Annotated in this window: 19 protein-coding genes and 1 pseudogene; 8 read left to right on the top strand and 12 right to left on the bottom strand. The window is 39.8% G+C overall.

Features of this window, described 5'->3' with window-relative positions; all coding sequences use genetic code 11:
- Positions 1 to 100: 100 nt before the first annotated feature.
- Positions 101 to 1,036 (top strand): DHH family phosphoesterase, encoded by a 936-nt coding sequence (locus tag GEZ84_RS00730; RefSeq protein ID WP_153222910.1) that lies wholly within the window; start codon positions 101 to 103, stop codon positions 1,034 to 1,036.
- Positions 1,037 to 1,131: 95 nt separating this feature from the next.
- Positions 1,132 to 1,374: a type B 50S ribosomal protein L31 gene (locus GEZ84_RS00725; protein ID WP_000710764.1), complete on the top strand. Its 243-nt coding sequence runs from the start codon at positions 1,132 to 1,134 to the stop codon at positions 1,372 to 1,374.
- Positions 1,375 to 1,516: 142 nt separating this feature from the next.
- On the opposite strand, the gene tatA is transcribed toward GEZ84_RS00725, so the two are convergent.
- Genes tatA through efeO form a run of 5 tightly spaced genes read right to left on the bottom strand, consistent with a single transcriptional unit; the run spans position 1,517 to position 6,158 of the window.
- Positions 1,517 to 1,687: a twin-arginine translocase TatA/TatE family subunit gene (gene tatA, locus GEZ84_RS00720; protein ID WP_000512113.1), complete on the bottom strand. Its 171-nt coding sequence runs from the start codon at positions 1,685 to 1,687 to the stop codon at positions 1,517 to 1,519.
- On the bottom strand, positions 1,671 to 2,402 hold the full coding sequence (gene tatC / locus GEZ84_RS00715; protein ID WP_153222909.1) for a twin-arginine translocase subunit TatC: 732 nt from the start codon (positions 2,400 to 2,402) through the stop codon (positions 1,671 to 1,673). Before tatC ends, tatA begins: the two co-directional genes overlap by 17 nt.
- On the bottom strand, positions 2,403 to 4,091 hold the full coding sequence (locus tag GEZ84_RS00710) for an FTR1 family protein (protein WP_153222908.1): 1,689 nt from the start codon (positions 4,089 to 4,091) through the stop codon (positions 2,403 to 2,405). It lies immediately after the preceding gene.
- Complete coding sequence (efeB, locus tag GEZ84_RS00705) at positions 4,066 to 5,280, bottom strand: iron uptake transporter deferrochelatase/peroxidase subunit (protein ID WP_153222907.1); 1,215 nt, start codon at positions 5,278 to 5,280, stop codon at positions 4,066 to 4,068. Before efeB ends, GEZ84_RS00710 begins: the two co-directional genes overlap by 26 nt.
- Positions 5,281 to 5,285: 5 nt before the next feature.
- Positions 5,286 to 6,158, bottom strand: coding sequence for an iron uptake system protein EfeO (gene efeO, locus GEZ84_RS00700; protein WP_153222906.1), 873 nt, complete (start codon positions 6,156 to 6,158; stop codon positions 5,286 to 5,288).
- A 196-nt stretch (positions 6,159 to 6,354) separates the two neighbouring features.
- Here efeO and GEZ84_RS00695 point away from each other — a divergent pair, with 196 nt between their 5' ends.
- Positions 6,355 to 6,654: a YbaB/EbfC family nucleoid-associated protein gene (locus tag GEZ84_RS00695; RefSeq protein WP_000981526.1), complete on the top strand. Its 300-nt coding sequence runs from the start codon at positions 6,355 to 6,357 to the stop codon at positions 6,652 to 6,654.
- Between the two features lie 72 nt (positions 6,655 to 6,726).
- On the opposite strand, the gene GEZ84_RS00690 is transcribed toward GEZ84_RS00695, so the two are convergent.
- The 7 genes from GEZ84_RS00690 to glmU form a co-directional block, all read right to left on the bottom strand.
- Positions 6,727 to 8,490: a glycerophosphoryl diester phosphodiesterase membrane domain-containing protein gene (locus GEZ84_RS00690; RefSeq protein ID WP_153222905.1), complete on the bottom strand. Its 1,764-nt coding sequence runs from the start codon at positions 8,488 to 8,490 to the stop codon at positions 6,727 to 6,729.
- Between the two features lie 8 nt (positions 8,491 to 8,498).
- Complete coding sequence (locus GEZ84_RS00685) at positions 8,499 to 9,089, bottom strand: 3'-5' exonuclease (RefSeq protein ID WP_153222904.1); 591 nt, start codon at positions 9,087 to 9,089, stop codon at positions 8,499 to 8,501.
- A gap of 106 nt (positions 9,090 to 9,195) precedes the next feature.
- Entirely contained in the window at positions 9,196 to 9,687 is a 492-nt protein-coding gene (gene rocS, locus GEZ84_RS00680; RefSeq protein WP_000021242.1) for a chromosome segregation protein RocS, read from the bottom strand.
- A 76-nt stretch (positions 9,688 to 9,763) separates the two neighbouring features.
- Positions 9,764 to 10,456: a 5'-methylthioadenosine/adenosylhomocysteine nucleosidase gene (locus GEZ84_RS00675; protein ID WP_153222903.1), complete on the bottom strand. Its 693-nt coding sequence runs from the start codon at positions 10,454 to 10,456 to the stop codon at positions 9,764 to 9,766.
- A 16-nt stretch (positions 10,457 to 10,472) separates the two neighbouring features.
- The gene (macP, locus tag GEZ84_RS00670; RefSeq protein ID WP_153222902.1) at positions 10,473 to 10,784 is read right to left on the bottom strand and encodes a cell wall synthase accessory phosphoprotein MacP; all 312 of its coding nucleotides are present in this window, start codon (positions 10,782 to 10,784) and stop codon (positions 10,473 to 10,475) included.
- Positions 10,785 to 10,795: 11 nt separating this feature from the next.
- Positions 10,796 to 11,341 carry an NUDIX hydrolase gene (locus GEZ84_RS00665; protein ID WP_153222901.1) on the bottom strand — a complete coding sequence of 182 codons (546 nt, stop codon included), beginning with the start codon at positions 11,339 to 11,341 and terminating at the stop codon, positions 10,796 to 10,798.
- A 9-nt stretch (positions 11,342 to 11,350) separates the two neighbouring features.
- Complete coding sequence (gene glmU / locus GEZ84_RS00660; protein WP_153222900.1) at positions 11,351 to 12,730, bottom strand: bifunctional UDP-N-acetylglucosamine diphosphorylase/glucosamine-1-phosphate N-acetyltransferase GlmU; 1,380 nt, start codon at positions 12,728 to 12,730, stop codon at positions 11,351 to 11,353.
- A 153-nt stretch (positions 12,731 to 12,883) separates the two neighbouring features.
- On the opposite strand from glmU, the pseudogene GEZ84_RS00655 reads away from it, so the two are divergent.
- The 5 genes and pseudogenes from GEZ84_RS00655 to lysS all read left to right on the top strand — a co-directional run bounded on the left by GEZ84_RS00655 (position 12,884) and on the right by lysS (position 17,346).
- Positions 12,884 to 13,682: pseudogene (locus tag GEZ84_RS00655) on the top strand (GH25 family lysozyme).
- Positions 13,683 to 13,776: 94 nt separating this feature from the next.
- On the top strand, positions 13,777 to 14,619 hold the full coding sequence (locus GEZ84_RS00650; RefSeq protein WP_153222899.1) for a DUF368 domain-containing protein: 843 nt from the start codon (positions 13,777 to 13,779) through the stop codon (positions 14,617 to 14,619).
- Positions 14,619 to 15,101 (top strand): aminoacyl-tRNA deacylase, encoded by a 483-nt coding sequence (locus GEZ84_RS00645; protein ID WP_153222898.1) that lies wholly within the window; start codon positions 14,619 to 14,621, stop codon positions 15,099 to 15,101. Before GEZ84_RS00650 ends, GEZ84_RS00645 begins: the two co-directional genes overlap by 1 nt.
- A complete protein-coding gene (locus GEZ84_RS00640; protein ID WP_153222897.1) occupies positions 15,101 to 15,718 on the top strand; it encodes a histidine phosphatase family protein in 618 nt (205 codons plus the stop codon). Before GEZ84_RS00645 ends, GEZ84_RS00640 begins: the two co-directional genes overlap by 1 nt.
- Before the next feature lie 137 nt (positions 15,719 to 15,855).
- Complete coding sequence (gene lysS, locus GEZ84_RS00635; RefSeq protein ID WP_153222896.1) at positions 15,856 to 17,346, top strand: lysine--tRNA ligase; 1,491 nt, start codon at positions 15,856 to 15,858, stop codon at positions 17,344 to 17,346.
- Positions 17,347 to 17,370: the final 24 nt, after the last annotated feature.

The following is a 17,370-nucleotide window of genomic DNA, read 5'->3' as shown; positions in this document are numbered from 1 at the left end:
GTCCTCCTCAATTTATCTTTCTCCATTATATCACATCTTTTTCATTTTAAAAATAAAAATTCTTGTGCTACAATGAAATGAGAAAGAATTGAGGTTATTTATGGACATTTGCCATCATATTTTAGAAAAAATTAAAGAATACGACACCATTATCATTCACCGTCATATGAAACCAGACCCTGATGCCTTGGGAAGTCAAGTGGGCTTGAAAGCTCTTCTCAAACATCATTTCCCAGAAAAAACCATCAAAGCCGTTGGTTTTGATGAACCGACTCTAACTTGGATGGCTGAGATGGATCTTGTTGAAGATAGTACCTACCAGGGAGCACTTGTCATCGTCTGTGATACAGCTAATACTGCTCGTATCGATGATAAACGCTATAGTCAAGGTGATTTTCTCATTAAGATTGACCACCATCCAAATGATGATGTATATGGTGACCTATCTTGGGTGGATACTAGTTCAAGCAGCGCTAGCGAAATGATTACCCTATTTGCCCAAACAACCCAACTGGCCTTGTCAGATCGTGCTGCTGAGTTGCTCTTTGCAGGAATTGTTGGTGATACAGGCCGCTTCCTTTATCCTTCTACAACTGCACGAACTCTTCGCCTGGCTGCTTATTTGAGAGAACATAACTTTGACTTTGCAGCTCTCACTCGCAAAATGGACACTATGAGCTACAAAATTGCAAAACTTCAAGGCTACATCTACGACCATCTGGAAGTGGATGAAAATGGAGCAGCGCGCGTTATCCTGAGTCAAGAAACCTTGAAACAATTCAATGTTACCGATTCTGAAACTGCAGCCATTGTCGGTGCACCTGGACGTATTGACAGTGTCAGTCTCTGGGGAATCTTTGTAGAACAAGCTGATGGTCACTACCGTGTTCGCTTACGCAGTAAAATCCATCCTATCAATGAAATTGCCAAAGAACATGATGGTGGAGGCCACCCTCTAGCAAGCGGTGCTAATTCCTATAGCCTAGAGGAAAACGAAATCATCTACCAAAAGTTAAAAAACTTGCTTAAAAACTGATAAAATACTTGCCAAACTTTTCAGAATCTGATAGACTAGTATGGTAACAATCTATGGCTCGCAAAGAGACCATGGCAGAAAGGAAATATTGCAAAATGAAAAAAGATATCCATCCAGAATATCGCCCAGTTGTCTTCATGGACACAACTACTGGTTACCAATTCCTTAGCGGTTCAACAAAACGCTCTAACGAAACAGTTGAGTTCGAAGGCGAAACTTACCCATTGATCCGTGTGGAAATTTCATCAGACTCACACCCATTCTACACTGGACGTCAAAAGTTCACTCAAGCAGATGGACGCGTGGATCGTTTCAACAAAAAATACGGTCTCAAATAATGATAAAAAGACAGCTTCGGCTGTTCTTTTTTTGTTTCTTGAAATCAACTGCTGTTTTCATATTCCAAACTCAAAAAAACTTTGCACTCTCTATAGCTACACAATGGTTTCCAGAGTACAAAGTTTTTTTATTTGGCAAGGTTTACTCTTCCTTATCTTGATTTTCAGTTCCTTTAACTGCTTTTTTAAATTCAGATAGCATTTTACCGATTGACTCGCCTAGTTCAGGCAATCGTTTTGGTCCAAAAATCAAGAGAGCTCCTAAAACGATGATAATCAATCCTGGTGCTCCGATATCACGTAAGATTCCCATTTCTCTCTCCTTTCTGCTTGCGTTTCATAATGTGTTTGCTGATGGCTATACTCAATTCATAGAGTAATATCAAGGGGGCAGTCATTGCCAAATCGCTGACAAAGTCAGCTGGTGTCAAGATGACTGCGAGTACCAATAAGATAAAATAGGCATATCGGCGATAAGCAATCAATAACTCCGGTCCAATAAGTCCAATCGACGTCAAAAAGGCAATGATAACTGGCAATTCAAAAATCAATGCCAAGGGCAAGGTCGTTTGAAAAACAAAGGACAGATAATTTTGAGCTGTTAACTGCGTTTCAAATAGCCCTTCTCCTAGCCCTAATAAAACCTGAAGTAAGGCTGGTGTTACAAAGTAAAAACCAAAAGCCAGTCCAACTAGAAAGCAAAGGAAACTAGCCGGAATATAGGCAAAGACTGCTCTAGCTTCTTCCTTCTTTAAACCTGGTTTGATGAAAGACCAAATATGATACACCGTATAAGGCAAGGTGATAGTAAAGGCCATCAGACTAGACAAACGTATGTATATCCATAAAATATCATTAGGGCCTAAAACAATCAACTTTTGCTGAAAAGATTGGGTCACATACTGGTAAATCTGGCCTGCAAAAAGCAGAGAGACACAGAATACCAAAAAGAAACAAATGACCACTGCCAATAATCTCTTTCTAAATTCTACCAGATGTTCAACGATTGTCAATTCTTTTCTATCCATCTATTTTTCACCCTGTCTGAAAGTGACAATCAAAACGATAACAACAAAGACTAGCTGGCTGGCCAAGCCTTCCCAACTTGGATAAATTCCAAGAAGGTCGATTGTTGGAAATCCTGTCAGCAAGTGGTTAGGAGCCATATTGGTCAACTGAAGAGCATGGACACTAACTCCCAGCATCTTGAAAGCCAGAGCATAAATCATCCAAGTTAGGATAAAGAAGACCTTATGAGGCAGGAAGAATTGACTGGCCTTATTCATCACGATGGCAATAATTACCAGAACTAGCAAGGCAAGTGAGATTCCCAAAACAAATTCAAAACTGGAAATCCTTGGTAAAATCCCAACATAAAAGAGAATGGTTTCTGCTCCCTCACGGAAAACAGCTAGAAAACTGAGGGCAAACATGGAAATAAAGGAACCTGTCTTGGTCACTGTTTCCATTTGTGACTCCATAAAGGTATTCCATTTTTTGACCGAGGATTTGCTGTGGAGCCAGATTCCAATCACAATCATCATAGCTACTGCAAAAATCCCCACTGCTCCTTCGATGATTTCACGATTGGAGCCTGATGTTACTGCTGGAAAAGCAATTTGCAAGATAAAGGCAATAATGAGACTGGCCATGATTCCAGTGATAGCTCCACCATAAACCCACTTGAGCCCTTTTCGCATCTTGGCTGCTTTCAAGGTTGTTACCAAGGCCATAACGATTAAGAGCGCTTCTACACCTTCTCTTAGAAGAATCAGCATGGCATCAAAGGAATTGTATCGTGCACTAGTATCAATTTGTGATAAATCTGCAATCAGTTTTTCTAATTTTTCTTGGTAAACCTTCTCACTTCCCTTGACCATAATCACAGGACTTTCGCTTTCCACTCTAGTATAGAGGAAAGGATTGGTCGTGCTAACAGAACCCTCAATCGTTGGCCAGATAGTGATGAATTCCTTCATACTAGTTGCTCCTGATGCTTGGTCACCAGCTTGGAATTGTTCCAAAGCCTTCTTCAAAAGGGCAATGCCGTCTTTAAGAGTCAAATTAGAAGATGCTTCTGCGACTTCTTTTCCAGTTACAAAATCATCAATAGCCTTTTTTAAGTCCTCAAAGGAAGTCTGGATGGAGTTAAAATCCGTAGGCTCAGTTTCCATGCTACTACGCAGGAAGGAAATAGCTGTTTCAACACGCCCATAATGGGCCGTGCTATTGTCACGAACCACACTTTCATTGATAGTCCAAGTGGAATTCATTTTCTTAAAGGCTTCACGAACTTTTTCTAAATCTTTGGAGGCAATGGCCTGTTCCAAGGCTTCAAAACGAGGACTTAGGCGGTTAACCAATTTTTCTTTTTCCGCATCTAGGTCAACAGGATTTTGTTCTCTTTCAAAGGCTAATAGGGCTGAAGAAATTTCGGTGAGTTTGTCTTCAGTAATATCGCCTGACTGGGCTAGCTTTTCCTTGACGACTTTACCAGCCTCAGAATTGCTGTCTTCTACTCTTTCGAAATCTGATGCCATCTCTTTAACGAGATTCTTGGCCTCAGACTGATTGCCATTTTTGACTTCTTTGGACGCATCTGTGATTTTCACAAAGTAAGAACTCAAGCTTTCTTGGGCACCCACTGGGGAATGAATTAAAAATGACAAAGCTAAAACCAAGAACCAGCTTCTAGCCTTCCAATAATTTCTGACCAATGTAGCCTCCTTTCTCCACACCACCAAAGCAAGCAAAAAGTCCACTACCGATGTGAGTGATATATTCATTCATCTTATCAGTAGCACCTAGATTGGTTTGAACCTTGACAAAGTTATCAGGATCCTTCTGGAAAGAAATGAAAAGCAAGCCTGTATCAAACTGGCCAGTTTTTTCATCAATCCCATCTGAGTAAGAATAAGAACGACGCAAAAGTGGTTTCTCCACTTCCTTAGCCAAACGAACATGCGAATCATCAGGCAAAAGACTCAAATCCACTTCATCAAACTCATTCTTCTTACCAAAGGGGGCGCCACTTTCCTTGTAACGACCAAAGGTATTTTCTTGTTCTTCAAGACTAGTACGATCCCAGGTCTCTAAAAACATCTGAATCCGACGAACTGCCATATAAGATCCATTTTCCATCCAGTCCTTACTATCAGCCCAGATAACGCGGTCAAAGTCTTGCTCCTTGGTTGGATTTGCTGTTCCATCCTTAAAACCAAAGAGGTTACGCGGTGTCTCCATTCGATCTCCGATAGCTGCAAAACCAGACTGACTCCAACGAAGGGTCACTGCATTTCTGCCCTTACGGATGAGATTGCGAATAGCGTGAAAGGCAACCTGCTCATCATCTGCACAGGCCTGAATCACAATATCTCCACCTGTATATTTTTCACGTAATTGCTCTTTAGGGAAAGGCGGTAAATCCCTGAACACTTGAGGACGCTTGTTTTCCAAGTTCATCTTTTTCAAGAAACTTGCAGAGACACCAAAAGTCAGCGTCAAACGATGAGGATTGAGTCCGACTGTCTCACCAGTATCGCTAGGAGGCAAGAGAGCATTCTGTCCATCTTTTTTGACCAGTTCCCCCTCGATCAACTTGGCACTATAATCCGTCCAATCCTTGAATAGCTGGATAATCTTATCCTTATCCGTCGTATGCAGGTTCAGGACAACAAAATAGATATTCTTCTGCATGGGTGTACTAATCCCAGCTTGATGCTTGCCATAAAAAGCAATTTTTTCATTTCCGTACGAGATTTTTTCCTGAGTACCTAGCTTAGGTGCGAAAAAAGCAGAAGCACCAGAGAGTCCTAGCGCTAAACCAGCCCCTCCAATCCCTGCTTTTTTAAGAAATTCTCGACGGTCCATTTTCTTTTCAAAAAACTTTTCGTCTTTTTCAGTCATGACTCTTATTCTCCACTAAGAAATTTACCCATTTGTGACAGAGGCTCACCTAGTTTTGTCACAGCTTCCGACAATTCTTTAGTATCTTCTTTTGTCAAATCTGTATAAAGTTTGTAGTGTTCCTTGTCGGTCATGTGTTTGTCCAACAAACTATTGACAGACTTGAAGTCTGTTTCCAATTCTTTCACTAAATTAGCGTCTGATTTTTCAAGTAAAGGTTTAAAGAGTTGGAAAATCTTCTCAGCCCCCTCAATATTAGCACGGAAGTCATATAAGTCTGTATGAGAATAAATTTCCTCTTCTCCTGTAATCTTGCTTGTTGCTACTTCGTTAAGCAAGTCAACTGCTCCTGTCAACATAACCTTGTAGTCCACATCAACAGTTGCAATCTTGGCTTTCAATTCCTTGATATCATTTACCAACTGATCGCCGTAGCTTTCAGTTCCTTTAGTTGTATTGTCTTCCCAAAGGATACGCTCGATACGGTGGAAACCAGACCAACCTTCTTCTGTCTTGTTTTCATCCATGTAGTCTGCCAAACGGAAGTCAATCTTGACATCTGACTCACCAAAACTTTCAGCAATTGGTTCTGAACGCTCATAAGACATACGAATCAGTGGATAAACCTTTTTGGCTTCTTCTAACTTACCTTCTTTCAAAAGTTTGACAAAGCCTTCTGTATCTGTCAACAGTTTATCGATTTGCTCTTGCACAAAAGTTTTATAGTCAGAAGTGGCCTTTTCAAGCATTTTTTGCTTGTCTTCAGACAAGACTGTCACCTTAGATGAATCACTTGTATTGCTTGGCTTAGATTGGTTATTAGCACAAGCTGTCAATAGCAAGGCTGAAGATAAAAGGACAAAACCTAGTTTTTTCATTGTGTACTCCTATTTGTTCAGGAAACCTGAATTAATTTTACGTTTTATTATAGCATATTTTCACTCATTTTTCAATAAATTTTCAGAAAATTTAATGTTTATAATTAATTTTTATAATTTAAAGAATAATGGACTTTTATCGCTAAAATTGATAAAATAGGAAAGAAAATAAGATAAAAGGAAACTGTAAATCACCATGATGAACATGCAAAATATGATGCGCCAAGCACAAAAACTTCAAAAACAAATGGAACAAAGCCAAGCTGAGCTTGCTGCTATGCAATTTGTTGGCAAATCTGCTCAAGACCTTGTCCAAGCGACCTTAACTGGCGATAAGAAAGTTGTCAGCATTGACTTTAATCCAGCTGTCGTTGACCCAGAAGATCTTGAAACTCTTTCTGATATGACCGTTCAAGCCATCAACTCTGCTCTTGAACAAATCGATGAAACGACTAAGAAAAAATTAGGTGCTTTCGCTGGAAAATTGCCATTCTAAGCATAAGAAAAACAAGCATTCAAGAGAATACTTGCCTATCGTGGGAGGAACAACTGTTCCTCTTTTTGCTTACTAAAAATTAAAGAATTCCATGGCCTGTTTGAAAAGCAATTCAGTATACTCTGGGTCTTCTTGGGCAATGGTAACTTGGTCTTGAATCATTTCCAAGTCATCCGTTATCATGCCATCTGCTCCTAGCTGAACAGATTTATCAAAAGACTCTGAACTATTGATGGTCCACACGTACAATTTCTGATCGGTATTCCAAAGCTTGTTGACAAAATTTTCATCCAAGGTTGAATACTCCATAGTATAACCTGTGGCCTTGGTTCTTGGAAAGATACTATTGTAAGGTAGGATGAAATAGACTGGAATTTGTGAGTCGTAGGCTAGCACCTGATCAATCACATGGTAGTCCAAGGATTGCATTTGGTGACCATTCTGCTTAAGAATCGTTCCATATTTTTCCATAAAGCGTTTCATCATATCTGGACTATCTTTTCGACTGGTCTTAATCTCAATAAGGAGTTTTTGATGCAATTCATTGGCTTTGTTGAGATAGTCATCAAAACTAGACACCTTACTATGATAACCATTTTCTGAAATATCGAGTTTGGTCAATTCTTTCAAAGTTAGATCCTGTGGATTGGCATTGACTCCTGTCAGATGCTTGATATTAGCATCATGCATCATGACAAACTGGCCATCTTTTGTTTCCTGAACATCTGTCTCGACGAAATCTGGACTTAGTTTGGCTGTCCTTTCTAGAGATTGGACAGTATTTTGGACACCATTCTTATTAGATACTCCCCTGTGAGAGATAATCAAAGGTTTATTGGCGACTGGAGCTTCTAAATAAACATACCCCTCAAGAGCGAAAAAGATACCTGCACAGCCCATTACTCCCCATCTCATCCAGTGGTCTTTCTTTCGCCTTGGTGTGATTTCAAGTTCTTCTCCTGTTAGGAAGGAAACAAACTTAATGAGAAAGTAAGTCAAGACTATATAGTGGAAATTCTTTATTAAAACAAAGTTGATAATTCCCAGTACAAGAGATTCCTTATGAGTCAGACCATCCATCAGTGCCTGACTTGCTAATATTGGAATCAATAAAAGAATGAAAAATAGGTAGGTTTTGACGACAATCCAAAGCAAGTTCCAAGTATAAAACCAGGAGTGCTTTCTTGTCTTCTCTAAACTGTATCTGACAGCTTCTTTGACTGTTTTCTTCTCAAATAAAAGCTGAGGGAGGGCAAACATGAAACGCACTGAAATGTAAAATAGAAGTAAAGCCCAAATAGTAACCACTATACCTAGAAGCCAATACTTGTCTTCCACATAATCAACGATAAAGTCTGGAATGACAATTTTATTTAGGTAGTAAATCTTTAAAATCTTTCGAATCAATGGAAAGAGCATCATGACATAAAAGAAGATAAAGGTTATCTTGGAAATCGTCACTTGCTTCATAAACAAGAAACTCTGACTAAAGACCTTACGACTATACTCCAGCAGGGTTCTCTTTTCATGATAGAGGAGGTGTCGAGCTCCGATGAAGAGAAGTCCTATCTGGTAATAGGCGACCAGTAAATTAACAATCACCAGAACAAATAAAGCGAGACTAACAAAGGGAGAACCCTTTATAATAGCGAAAATATTATTGTAGGAAAGAAAGAGATAACCTGTCTGACGGAGTAACAGTCCAGCAATCCAAGAATTAAGCGGTAACCAGACAAACTCAATCATCATAAATATCAAGAAAAAGAGAAAGAGAATTTTATCTAGATTAAAGTATATCTGCTTAAAACCTAGATTTTTAGGTTTTTCAGGTTTCATAGGCACTCCTAGTCAAATAATTGAGACAAGTCCAAGCCTCCAAAAGGATTGTTTGAAAGGCTACTTTCTGTCCCTAACAATTCTCTAGCTTGATCCGACTCTAGAAAGGATTCGTAAACACGCGCCGTCATCCGAGCATCCTCTAAACTATTATGAGACTGACCTTGAAATCCAAGAAATGAGGCAACAGTTTGCAACTTGAGATTAGCAATACCATGTAAATCCGAACTCCGACGTTCAAAAGCTTCATCATACAAATCCACCTTATACTGCTGGCTATAATCTAAACCATGCTCTGCTAGAATAGGCAAATCACTTTTAGCAGCATTGTAGCCAACCATGGGTAAAGAACCCACAAAATCTTGGAATTCTTTTAAAACTTCCTCCACTGAAGGAGCATCTTTTAAGGTCTCAGCCGTAATCCCTGTCAAACCATTGATAAAACTTTTTAAGGGAACACTGGTATGAACATAGGAATCATAGGCGTCGATTTCCTGACCATCTCTAAAACGCACAGCCGATACTTGAATCAGGTGTGTTTGTCCTTCATGCTGATTAAATTCTAAGTCAAAAGCAATGTAATCTTCTAATCGTTCCATTCTATACCTCTCTTCTACTGTCTCTCTTCTTATTCTATTTGAGCAACTATACTATTAGAAACAAAAGAAGCCATCAGGTTAGCATTTAACCTAAACAGCTCCTTGATTATCCTCCAAATAAACGAGCAAAAAAGCCTTTCTTAGTTGATTGGACTTCTTCTTTTGCTTGGTCCAGCTCTAGCTTAAGATTTTCTTGATCCTTCATGGCTTGAAGAGTCAATTGTTGCTGCTGATCGAGTTGTTTGTCTTTCTCAGCAATCTGACGGTCTTTGATACGCATCTGCTCGTCTTTTTCTGATAACTGACGATCCTTGGCTTTTAATTGTTCATAAAGACGGAGAATTTCTGCATTCTTCTCATCAACTAGAATCTCCATCAGTTCACGTTGCTTGACATCTTCACTGACAGGCTCATCTTCAAAAATCGTTTTTTTATAAATTTCTTCTAGCTTAATCAAGCCACTTCTGGTAACAACTGTTACCCCTTTGTCATTTTTATCTGTGTCTTCTTCTGGTAATTCTTTGACACGGTTATTGATTGCTTGGCGAGATAATCCTAAGACCTCTGCAATCTCACTGACGGTCATTTCAATACTCATAATATCCTCTGAAACGTTTTCTAGCTTTTCTTTACTTAAATCTTATCATAAGCTAGAAAAACTGTCAAATTTTCGCTTAATCTAAGGCCTTTAAAAAGGCTAATAAGACTTGGGCAGAGCGACGTCCAGCTTCGATAATAAACTCATCAAAAGATATGTTTGCTTCATGATTGGCATTATCACTCATAGCTCGGATGACTAAGACTGGAAGATTAAGAGCATGTGCTGCCTGAGCAATAGCTGCCCCCTCCATCTCAACAGCCAAAACATCTGGGAAATGAGATTTAATCGCTTCTATCTTGTCATTTCCTGCAACAAAACTATCTCCTGTGGCAATCAAACCAAGATGCCAGTTTTGATCCAATTGAGATAAACTCTCTTGGATTTTGGCAACAAAGGTTTTATCTGATTCGAAATAAAGCGGTTGTTGCGCCATTTGTCCATAAGCATAGCCAAAAGCTGTAACATCCACATCATGATAAGCTAATTTGTCAGCAATCACAACATCTCCAACAGCAATACCTTCTGCTACTGCCCCAGCTGATCCCGTATTAATTAAAGCATCCACTTGAAAATGGTCAGCTAAAATCGCCACACTCATAGCAGACATGACCTTACCAATTCCACTTTCTACAAGAACGACTTCATGAGAGGCAAGTTTTCCTGTATGATAGGTATTCCCCAAAACAACATGCTCCTGGGCATTGTCTAAATGCTGGACCAGATACGCCAGTTCTTCTGGCATAGCCGCAATAATTCCTATTTTCATTTCAATTCCTTTTCCATTACAAAAGTTTCATTGCTAAGACAAGCAAAATCAAGAGAAAAATGACTGCGAATAAGATTTTATTCAATTTAGAATTGAAGATATTTCTCTTGGTATTTTCAATGCGACGGCTTTTATGAATAGACGGTTCGACCTGAATCTTCAAGGTTTCCTGACTAAAGCCATGTTCCTTAGGATTGGCATAACCAAAACGGGAAGAAGAGGTCGGTAAAATCTTAGTCTCCTCATCATCTAGCAAAGGGGGACCTGAAATTTCTTCGCCTCTATTAGCTCTTTCGATTATTTCATCCGTTAATAAAGGTTTACCCATACTGACCTCCTCTATTTTTTGTGCAATTCCCAATATTGAACAGCCATAATTGTCTTGGCATCACAAATATGACCTGATTGGATCAATTCCTTGGCTTCTTCTAAGCTCACTTCTAGGACTTCCAAGGTCTCATCTTCATCCTGCGGACGCGGATTTTCCACCTTTGTCAAATCGCTGGCTAGGTATAGTTTTAACTTCTCATTACAAAAGCCAATAGCTGAATAAAAATCATACAAGAGTTCTAACTTCCCTGTATAGGCTGTTTCTTCCTCTAATTCACGCAGAGCTGCTGCAACAGGGTCTGTATTTTCTCCTGCTTCCAACTTTCCGGCTGGAATTTCGTAAGAGACAGCCTCGATAGCTTTGCGGTACTGCTTGACCAAGATGAGTTTTTGTTCATCCGTTACTGCTAAAACACAGACAGCTCCATTGTGGAAAATTAAATCTCGTTGGGCAGTTCCTTTACCTTCTGGTAATTCAACCTGATCTTGGACTAGTTTAAATATTGGTCCTTGATAGATTTCTTTTCGACTAAGCGTTTTTTCTTCAAATTCCATGATAGGCTCCTACTGATTCTTAGGATGATGAGGAAGATGTGTTGCATATTCATCTTTATTAACCTGACGACCGCGACCAATAGCAATGGCATCCGCTGGAACATCTTTAGTAATAGTTGAACCAGCTCCAACGAGGGAATTGTCACCTAACTCAACTGGCGCAATAATGGTTGAATTTGAACCAACAAAGACATTGTTACCGATGACTGTCTTGTATTTGCTTTTGCCGTCATAGTTGACTGTAATGGTTCCAGCACCAAAATTAACCTTGCTACCCACTTCACAGTTTCCGATATAAGTCAAATGACCAGCCTTAGTATTCTCGCCGATAGAAGAACCTTTCACCTCAACAAAGTTACCAATATGGACTTGGGCACCCAGACTTGAACCTGGACGAATGTGGGCGTATGGTCCAACAGTTACACCGTCTGCAACACTGCTTTCCTCAATCATAGAGTTGGTAATGACAGCTCCTGCTCCAATAGTGCTGTCCACTACATACGTTCCATTTGTCAAAACAGTCTCAGCACCAATTTTCGTTTGCCCTTTCAAGGTAACATTGGCTTCAATTTGAACTTCAGGAGCAATCTCAACATCAATATCGATATAAGTTGCTTCTGGATTGACAAAGCTGACCCCATTGACCATGTGTTGATGATTGATACGACGACGCATAACTGACTCAGCTGTCGCAAGTGCCACACGATCATTCACCCCAAGACTTTCATCAAAATCTTTCAAGGTATAAGCACCAACTTTTTCACCAGCTTCACGGAAAATGCCAATGACATCTGTAATATAGTATTCACCTTGAGCATTGTTGGTATTGATATTTTTCAAAGCCTCAAACAAACGCTCGTTGTCAAAGACGTATGTTCCAGTGTTGATTTCCTTGATTTGTTTTTCAAAATCTGTAGCATCCTTTTGCTCAACAATACGAAGAACCTCAGCATTGTCATTACGAACAATTCGTCCATAGCCAAATGGATTATCCGTTTCAGCAGTCAAGATAGTGGCCACATTTTTATGATTGATGTGGAAATCAATCAAGTTTTTTAAGCTTTCACCTGTGATTAAAGGAGTATCTCCTGCGATGACCAAGGTGTGACCTGACAAACCTTCCAAAATTGGCTCTGTCATCATAACTGCATGGCCAGTACCTAACTGTTCAGATTGAGTCACAAATTCTGTCTGTCCAGCCAAGACCTCTTCAACCAATTCCGCCTTGTGTCCTACAACTGTTACTGTCTTTTCAGGCTGGATAGCTCCCACACTACGGAAAACATGTTCCAGCATTGAAATACCCGCAACCTTGTGCAACACTTTTGGCAAATCAGATTTCATGCGAGTCCCTTTACCCGCTGCTAAAATAATGGCATAATTTGACATAATCTTCTCTTTTCTCTAGAAATTCCCTTTTATTATACCATATTTCAAATCATTACGCGCCCTTGAATGAAAAAATGCTCTAAAGTCCTTTCTTAACCCATTTTTGAGTGTTTTTTTTGATTTTTTCCCATTTTTAAGGTAAAATTATGAGATATGAGAAAGAAAATTAATCCGCTTATTTTATTTGGTTTTTTTGGGATTATGATTTTCATTTTAATCCTGAATCGCCCTCGTTTTGAGGAACATCCTGTAAAAACAAAGTCAAATATCGCGCAAGTAGAAACACAAGCGCTACACAATATAGATAAACCAGTAATTGATGTCTCTGGTTGGCAGCGTCCTGAGGAAATTAACTACGATACTCTCCCAAAACATATCTGGGGCTATTGTTCGCGTCCATAGTGGTGCTCAAACGTCCAAAGAGAACGATGCTTCCTTTGTTAATGGGGTAGATAAGGCCTTTAAAACCCATATTACCGAGTTTCAAAAACGAAATGTACCCGTTGGGGTCTATGCCTTTGTAGCTGGAAAAAGTGTCCAAGAAATGGAAAAGGCTGCCGAAGTATTTTATAATGCCTCTTCACCATACACTCCTAGTTACTATTGGCTAGACGTGGAAGACAAAACCATGTCCAATATGAACGAAGGTGTTGAAGCCTTTCGTGCAAAACTAGAATCGTTAGGTGCTAAAAACATCGGAATCTACGTTGGGGTCTACTTCATGGAAGAACACAGTATTGATACAGACAAGTTTACCTCTGTTTGGATTCCTTCCTATGGTTCTGACTCAGGATTTTACGAAGCAACTCCTAAGACTGATTTAGATTACGACATTCATCAGTACACTTCTAAAGGAAAAATTGCTGGCTTTGACCACGATTTAGATATCAACGTCATCTCTTCCTTAAAAAACAAAGAAGAAACCTTTAGAAAACTCTTCTTAAAACCTTAAAAGCATTTGTTTACCATTTGCTTTTTCTTTTTGTGTTTGATTATGATACAATATAGTAAGGAGTTTTTGAAATAGAAATAGTTGGAGGAAAAATATGCTCTCATGGTTAGCACGTATTATTAAAGGGATTGTCATTGCTCTTGGATTTATCCTACCGGGAATTTCTGGAGGGGTTCTAGCAGCAATCTTAGGAATTTATGAACGAATGATTGGTTTTCTGGCCCATCCCTTTAAAGATTTTAAAGAAAATGTTTTGTATTTTATACCAGTTGCCATTGGTATGCTTCTGGGAATCGGCTTATTTTCCTACCCGATTGAATACCTACTTGAAAATTATCAGGTCTTTGTCTTATGGAGCTTTGCGGGTGCCATCATTGGTACAGTTCCTAGCCTCCTCAAAGAATCGACTCGAGAATCTGACAGAGACAAGATTGATCTAGCTTGGTTCTGGACAACCTTTATCATTTCTGGATTAGGACTCTATGCCTTAAATTTCGTCGTTGGAACCTTAAGTGCAAGCTTTCTTAATTTCGTCCTAGCAGGTGCACTACTGGCTCTTGGTGTATTGGTTCCTGGTCTCAGTCCATCAAATCTACTTTTGATTTTGGGACTCTATGCTCCTATGTTGACTGGTTTTAAAACCTTTGACCTCTTGGGAACCTTCTTCCCGATTGGAATTGGTGCAGGTGCAACTCTCATCATTTTTTCAAAATTGATGGATTATGCCTTAAACAACTACCACTCACGCGTCTATCATTTTATCATCGGAATCGTTCTATCAAGCACCCTTTTGATCTTGATTCCAAATGCAGGAAACTCTGAAAGCATTCAATACACAGGCCTTTCACTTGTCGGTTATGTCATCATCGCCTTCTTCTTTGCGCTGGGAATCTGGCTTGGTATTTGGATGAGCCAATTGGAGGATAAGTATAAATAATGGCAAAAAAAGTTAAAATCAAAAAAACATTGGTGGAACAAATCCTGTCTAAAGCAGGTATCCCACATCAGGGGATTCAAATCAATGCTCTGGAAGGAGAACTTCTGCAAGGTTATGACCGAAATCAGATTTTCAAAACCTTGGCTCTTTTGGGAGACAAGACAGGACCGATTATCGGAATTATCCCTATCACTCAACACTTGTCTGAAAAGAAACTAGCCAAAATTTCTGGCAATAAAAAAGTGAGTATGATTCCACAAAAGGACCTTGAGAAAACAACTGGTTATATTCACGGAGCCAATAATCCTGTCGGTATTCGTCAGAAACACCATTACCCCATTTTTATCGATAAGATTGCTCTAGACTTAGATCAAATGATTGTCTCTGCAGGCGAAGTTGGTCACAGCATTATCGTCGCACCACAAGACTTGGCTAACTTTGTAAAAGCTGACTTTGTAGATATTTTGGAGGACAACAAGTAATGAAACTCTACTTTGTCCGCCACGGTCGTACGGTCTGGAACCAAGAAGGACGCTTTCAAGGTGCTGGTGGAGATTCTCCCCTTCTTCCTGAATCCATTGACACCCTAAAACAACTTGGCAAGTATCTCAAGGAAATTCCTTTTAAGAAAATTTATTCAAGTGATTTACCGCGAGCGGTCAGATCTGCTGAGATTATCCAAAGTCAACTCCAGACGCCCTGTCCTTTAGAATGCGTTCCTAATCTCCGTGAATGGCAGTTGGGGAAGTTGGAAGGTTTGAAAATCGCAACCTTGGAAGCTATTTACCCGCAACAAATCAAAGCTTTCCGATCTAATCTTGCTAAATTTGACACTCAAATGTTTGGAGCCGAATCCCTCTATAGCACCACGCAACGGACCATCCAATTTATCAAATCATTAAAAGATAGTCCAGCTGAGCGTATTCTAATTGTCGGTCACGGCGCCAATCTTACTGCTAGTCTTCGTACTCTTCTAGGTTATAAAGAACCTCTTCTTCGTAAAGATAGCGGTCTAGCAAATGCCAGCCTAACCATTCTAGAAACCCATGATTTTGAAACATTTACACTCGATACTTGGAATGATACTTCCTATCAATAACAGAACTTGATTTTAGCGTCAAGTTCTTTTTAGTTTTTAAAGATTATCCGTGAATTTCTTGCTTATTTATGATAAAATGGAAGTATCGCAAAAAATGACTCATCGTATTCAATTTTGAGTAAAACTAGGAGGATCCCATGTCAACAGAACATATGGAAGAACTAAATGACCAGCAGATCGTTCGCCGTGAAAAAATGGTTGCGCTCCGTGAACAAGGAATCGATCCTTTCGGAAAACGCTTTGAACGTACTGCAAATTCACAAGAATTAAAAGATAAATATGCTGACCTCGATAAAGAACAATTACACGATAAAAACGAAACAGCTATTATCGCAGGACGCTTGGTAACCAAACGTGGTAAAGGTAAAGTAGGTTTTGCCCACCTTCAAGACCGCGAAGGTCAAATCCAGATCTACGTTCGTAAAGATGCTGTCGGTGAAGAAAACTACGAAATCTTCAAAAAAGCAGACCTTGGTGACTTCCTTGGTGTCGAAGGTGAAGTAATGCGTACGGATATGGGAGAACTCTCTATCAAGGCAACCCACATTACACACTTGTCTAAGGCTCTTCGTCCTCTACCAGAGAAATTCCACGGTTTAACAGACGTTGAAACCATTTACCGTAAACGTTACCTTGACTTGATTTCTAACCGTGAAAGCTTTGAGCGCTTTGTCACTCGTTCAAAAATCATCTCTGAAATCCGTCGTTACCTTGACCAAAAAGGTTTCCTTGAAGTGGAAACACCTGTTCTTCACAACGAAGCAGGTGGTGCTGCTGCCCGTCCATTTATCACTCACCACAATGCCCAAAATATTGACATGGTGCTTCGTATCGCGACTGAGCTTCACTTGAAACGCCTTATCGTTGGTGGTATGGAGCGTGTCTATGAAATTGGCCGTATCTTCCGTAACGAAGGAATGGATGCTACTCATAACCCTGAGTTTACTTCTATCGAAGTTTACCAAGCTTATGCAGACTTCCAAGACATCATGGACTTGACTGAAGGTATTATCCAACACGCTGCTAAATCAGTCAAAGGCGATGGCCCAGTTAACTATCAAGGTACTGAAATCAAAATCAATGAACCATTTAAACGTGTTCACATGGTGGATGCTATCAAGGAAATTACTGGTGTAGACTTCTGGCAAGACATGACTTTGGAAGAAGCCAAAGTTATCGCTGCTGAGAAGAAAGTTCCAGTTGAGAAACATTACACTGAAGTTGGCCACATTATCAACGCCTTCTTTGAAGAGTTTGTTGAAGAAACTTTGATCCAACCGACCTTTGTCTATGGACATCCAGTAGCTGTCTCACCACTTGCTAAGAAGAATCCTGAAGACGAACGCTTTACTGACCGTTTCGAACTCTTCATCATGACTAAGGAGTACGGAAATGCCTTTACTGAGCTCAACGACCCAATCGACCAACTTAGCCGTTTTGAAGCCCAAGCTAAAGCTAAAGAACTTGGTGACGATGAAGCAACAGGTATCGACTACGACTACATTGAAGCTCTTGAATATGGTATGCCACCAACAGGTGGTTTGGGAATCGGTATTGACCGTCTCTGCATGCTCCTCACTGATACAACTACTATCCGTGACGTATTGCTCTTCCCAACAATGAAATAATCCCTTATCCTCTGGTACTTGCCA

It is taken from the genome of Streptococcus mitis, assembly GCF_009496155.1.
Classification (GTDB): Bacteria; Bacillota; Bacilli; order Lactobacillales; family Streptococcaceae; genus Streptococcus; species Streptococcus mitis_BQ.
The sequence above is the reverse complement of the archived record's forward strand: the minus strand, read 5'-3'. Positions and strand labels throughout refer to the sequence as shown.

What these genes read in the sequence shown, in the direction of transcription:
- lysS (WP_153222896.1), top strand. Translation starts at nt 15,856, where the DNA reads ATGTCAACAGAACATATGGAAGAACTAAATGACCAGCAGATCGTTCGC.
- GEZ84_RS00665 (WP_153222901.1), bottom strand. Translation starts at nt 11,341, where the DNA reads ATGGAATTTGAAGAAAAAACGCTTAGTCGAAAAGAAATCTATCAAGGA.
- glmU (WP_153222900.1), bottom strand. Translation starts at nt 12,730, where the DNA reads ATGTCAAATTATGCCATTATTTTAGCAGCGGGTAAAGGGACTCGCATG.
- efeB (WP_153222907.1), bottom strand. Translation starts at nt 5,280, where the DNA reads ATGACTGAAAAAGACGAAAAGTTTTTTGAAAAGAAAATGGACCGTCGA.
- GEZ84_RS00730 (WP_153222910.1), top strand. Translation starts at nt 101, where the DNA reads ATGGACATTTGCCATCATATTTTAGAAAAAATTAAAGAATACGACACC.
- GEZ84_RS00645 (WP_153222898.1), top strand. Translation starts at nt 14,619, where the DNA reads ATGGCAAAAAAAGTTAAAATCAAAAAAACATTGGTGGAACAAATCCTG.
- GEZ84_RS00725 (WP_000710764.1), top strand. Translation starts at nt 1,132, where the DNA reads ATGAAAAAAGATATCCATCCAGAATATCGCCCAGTTGTCTTCATGGAC.
- rocS (WP_000021242.1), bottom strand. Translation starts at nt 9,687, where the DNA reads ATGAGTATTGAAATGACCGTCAGTGAGATTGCAGAGGTCTTAGGATTA.
- efeO (WP_153222906.1), bottom strand. Translation starts at nt 6,158, where the DNA reads ATGAAAAAACTAGGTTTTGTCCTTTTATCTTCAGCCTTGCTATTGACA.
- GEZ84_RS00690 (WP_153222905.1), bottom strand. Translation starts at nt 8,490, where the DNA reads ATGAAACCTGAAAAACCTAAAAATCTAGGTTTTAAGCAGATATACTTT.
- macP (WP_153222902.1), bottom strand. Translation starts at nt 10,784, where the DNA reads ATGGGTAAACCTTTATTAACGGATGAAATAATCGAAAGAGCTAATAGA.
- GEZ84_RS00650 (WP_153222899.1), top strand. Translation starts at nt 13,777, where the DNA reads ATGCTCTCATGGTTAGCACGTATTATTAAAGGGATTGTCATTGCTCTT.
- tatA (WP_000512113.1), bottom strand. Translation starts at nt 1,687, where the DNA reads ATGGGAATCTTACGTGATATCGGAGCACCAGGATTGATTATCATCGTT.
- GEZ84_RS00640 (WP_153222897.1), top strand. Translation starts at nt 15,101, where the DNA reads ATGAAACTCTACTTTGTCCGCCACGGTCGTACGGTCTGGAACCAAGAA.
- GEZ84_RS00685 (WP_153222904.1), bottom strand. Translation starts at nt 9,089, where the DNA reads ATGGAACGATTAGAAGATTACATTGCTTTTGACTTAGAATTTAATCAG.
- GEZ84_RS00675 (WP_153222903.1), bottom strand. Translation starts at nt 10,456, where the DNA reads ATGAAAATAGGAATTATTGCGGCTATGCCAGAAGAACTGGCGTATCTG.
- GEZ84_RS00695 (WP_000981526.1), top strand. Translation starts at nt 6,355, where the DNA reads ATGATGAACATGCAAAATATGATGCGCCAAGCACAAAAACTTCAAAAA.
- tatC (WP_153222909.1), bottom strand. Translation starts at nt 2,402, where the DNA reads ATGGATAGAAAAGAATTGACAATCGTTGAACATCTGGTAGAATTTAGA.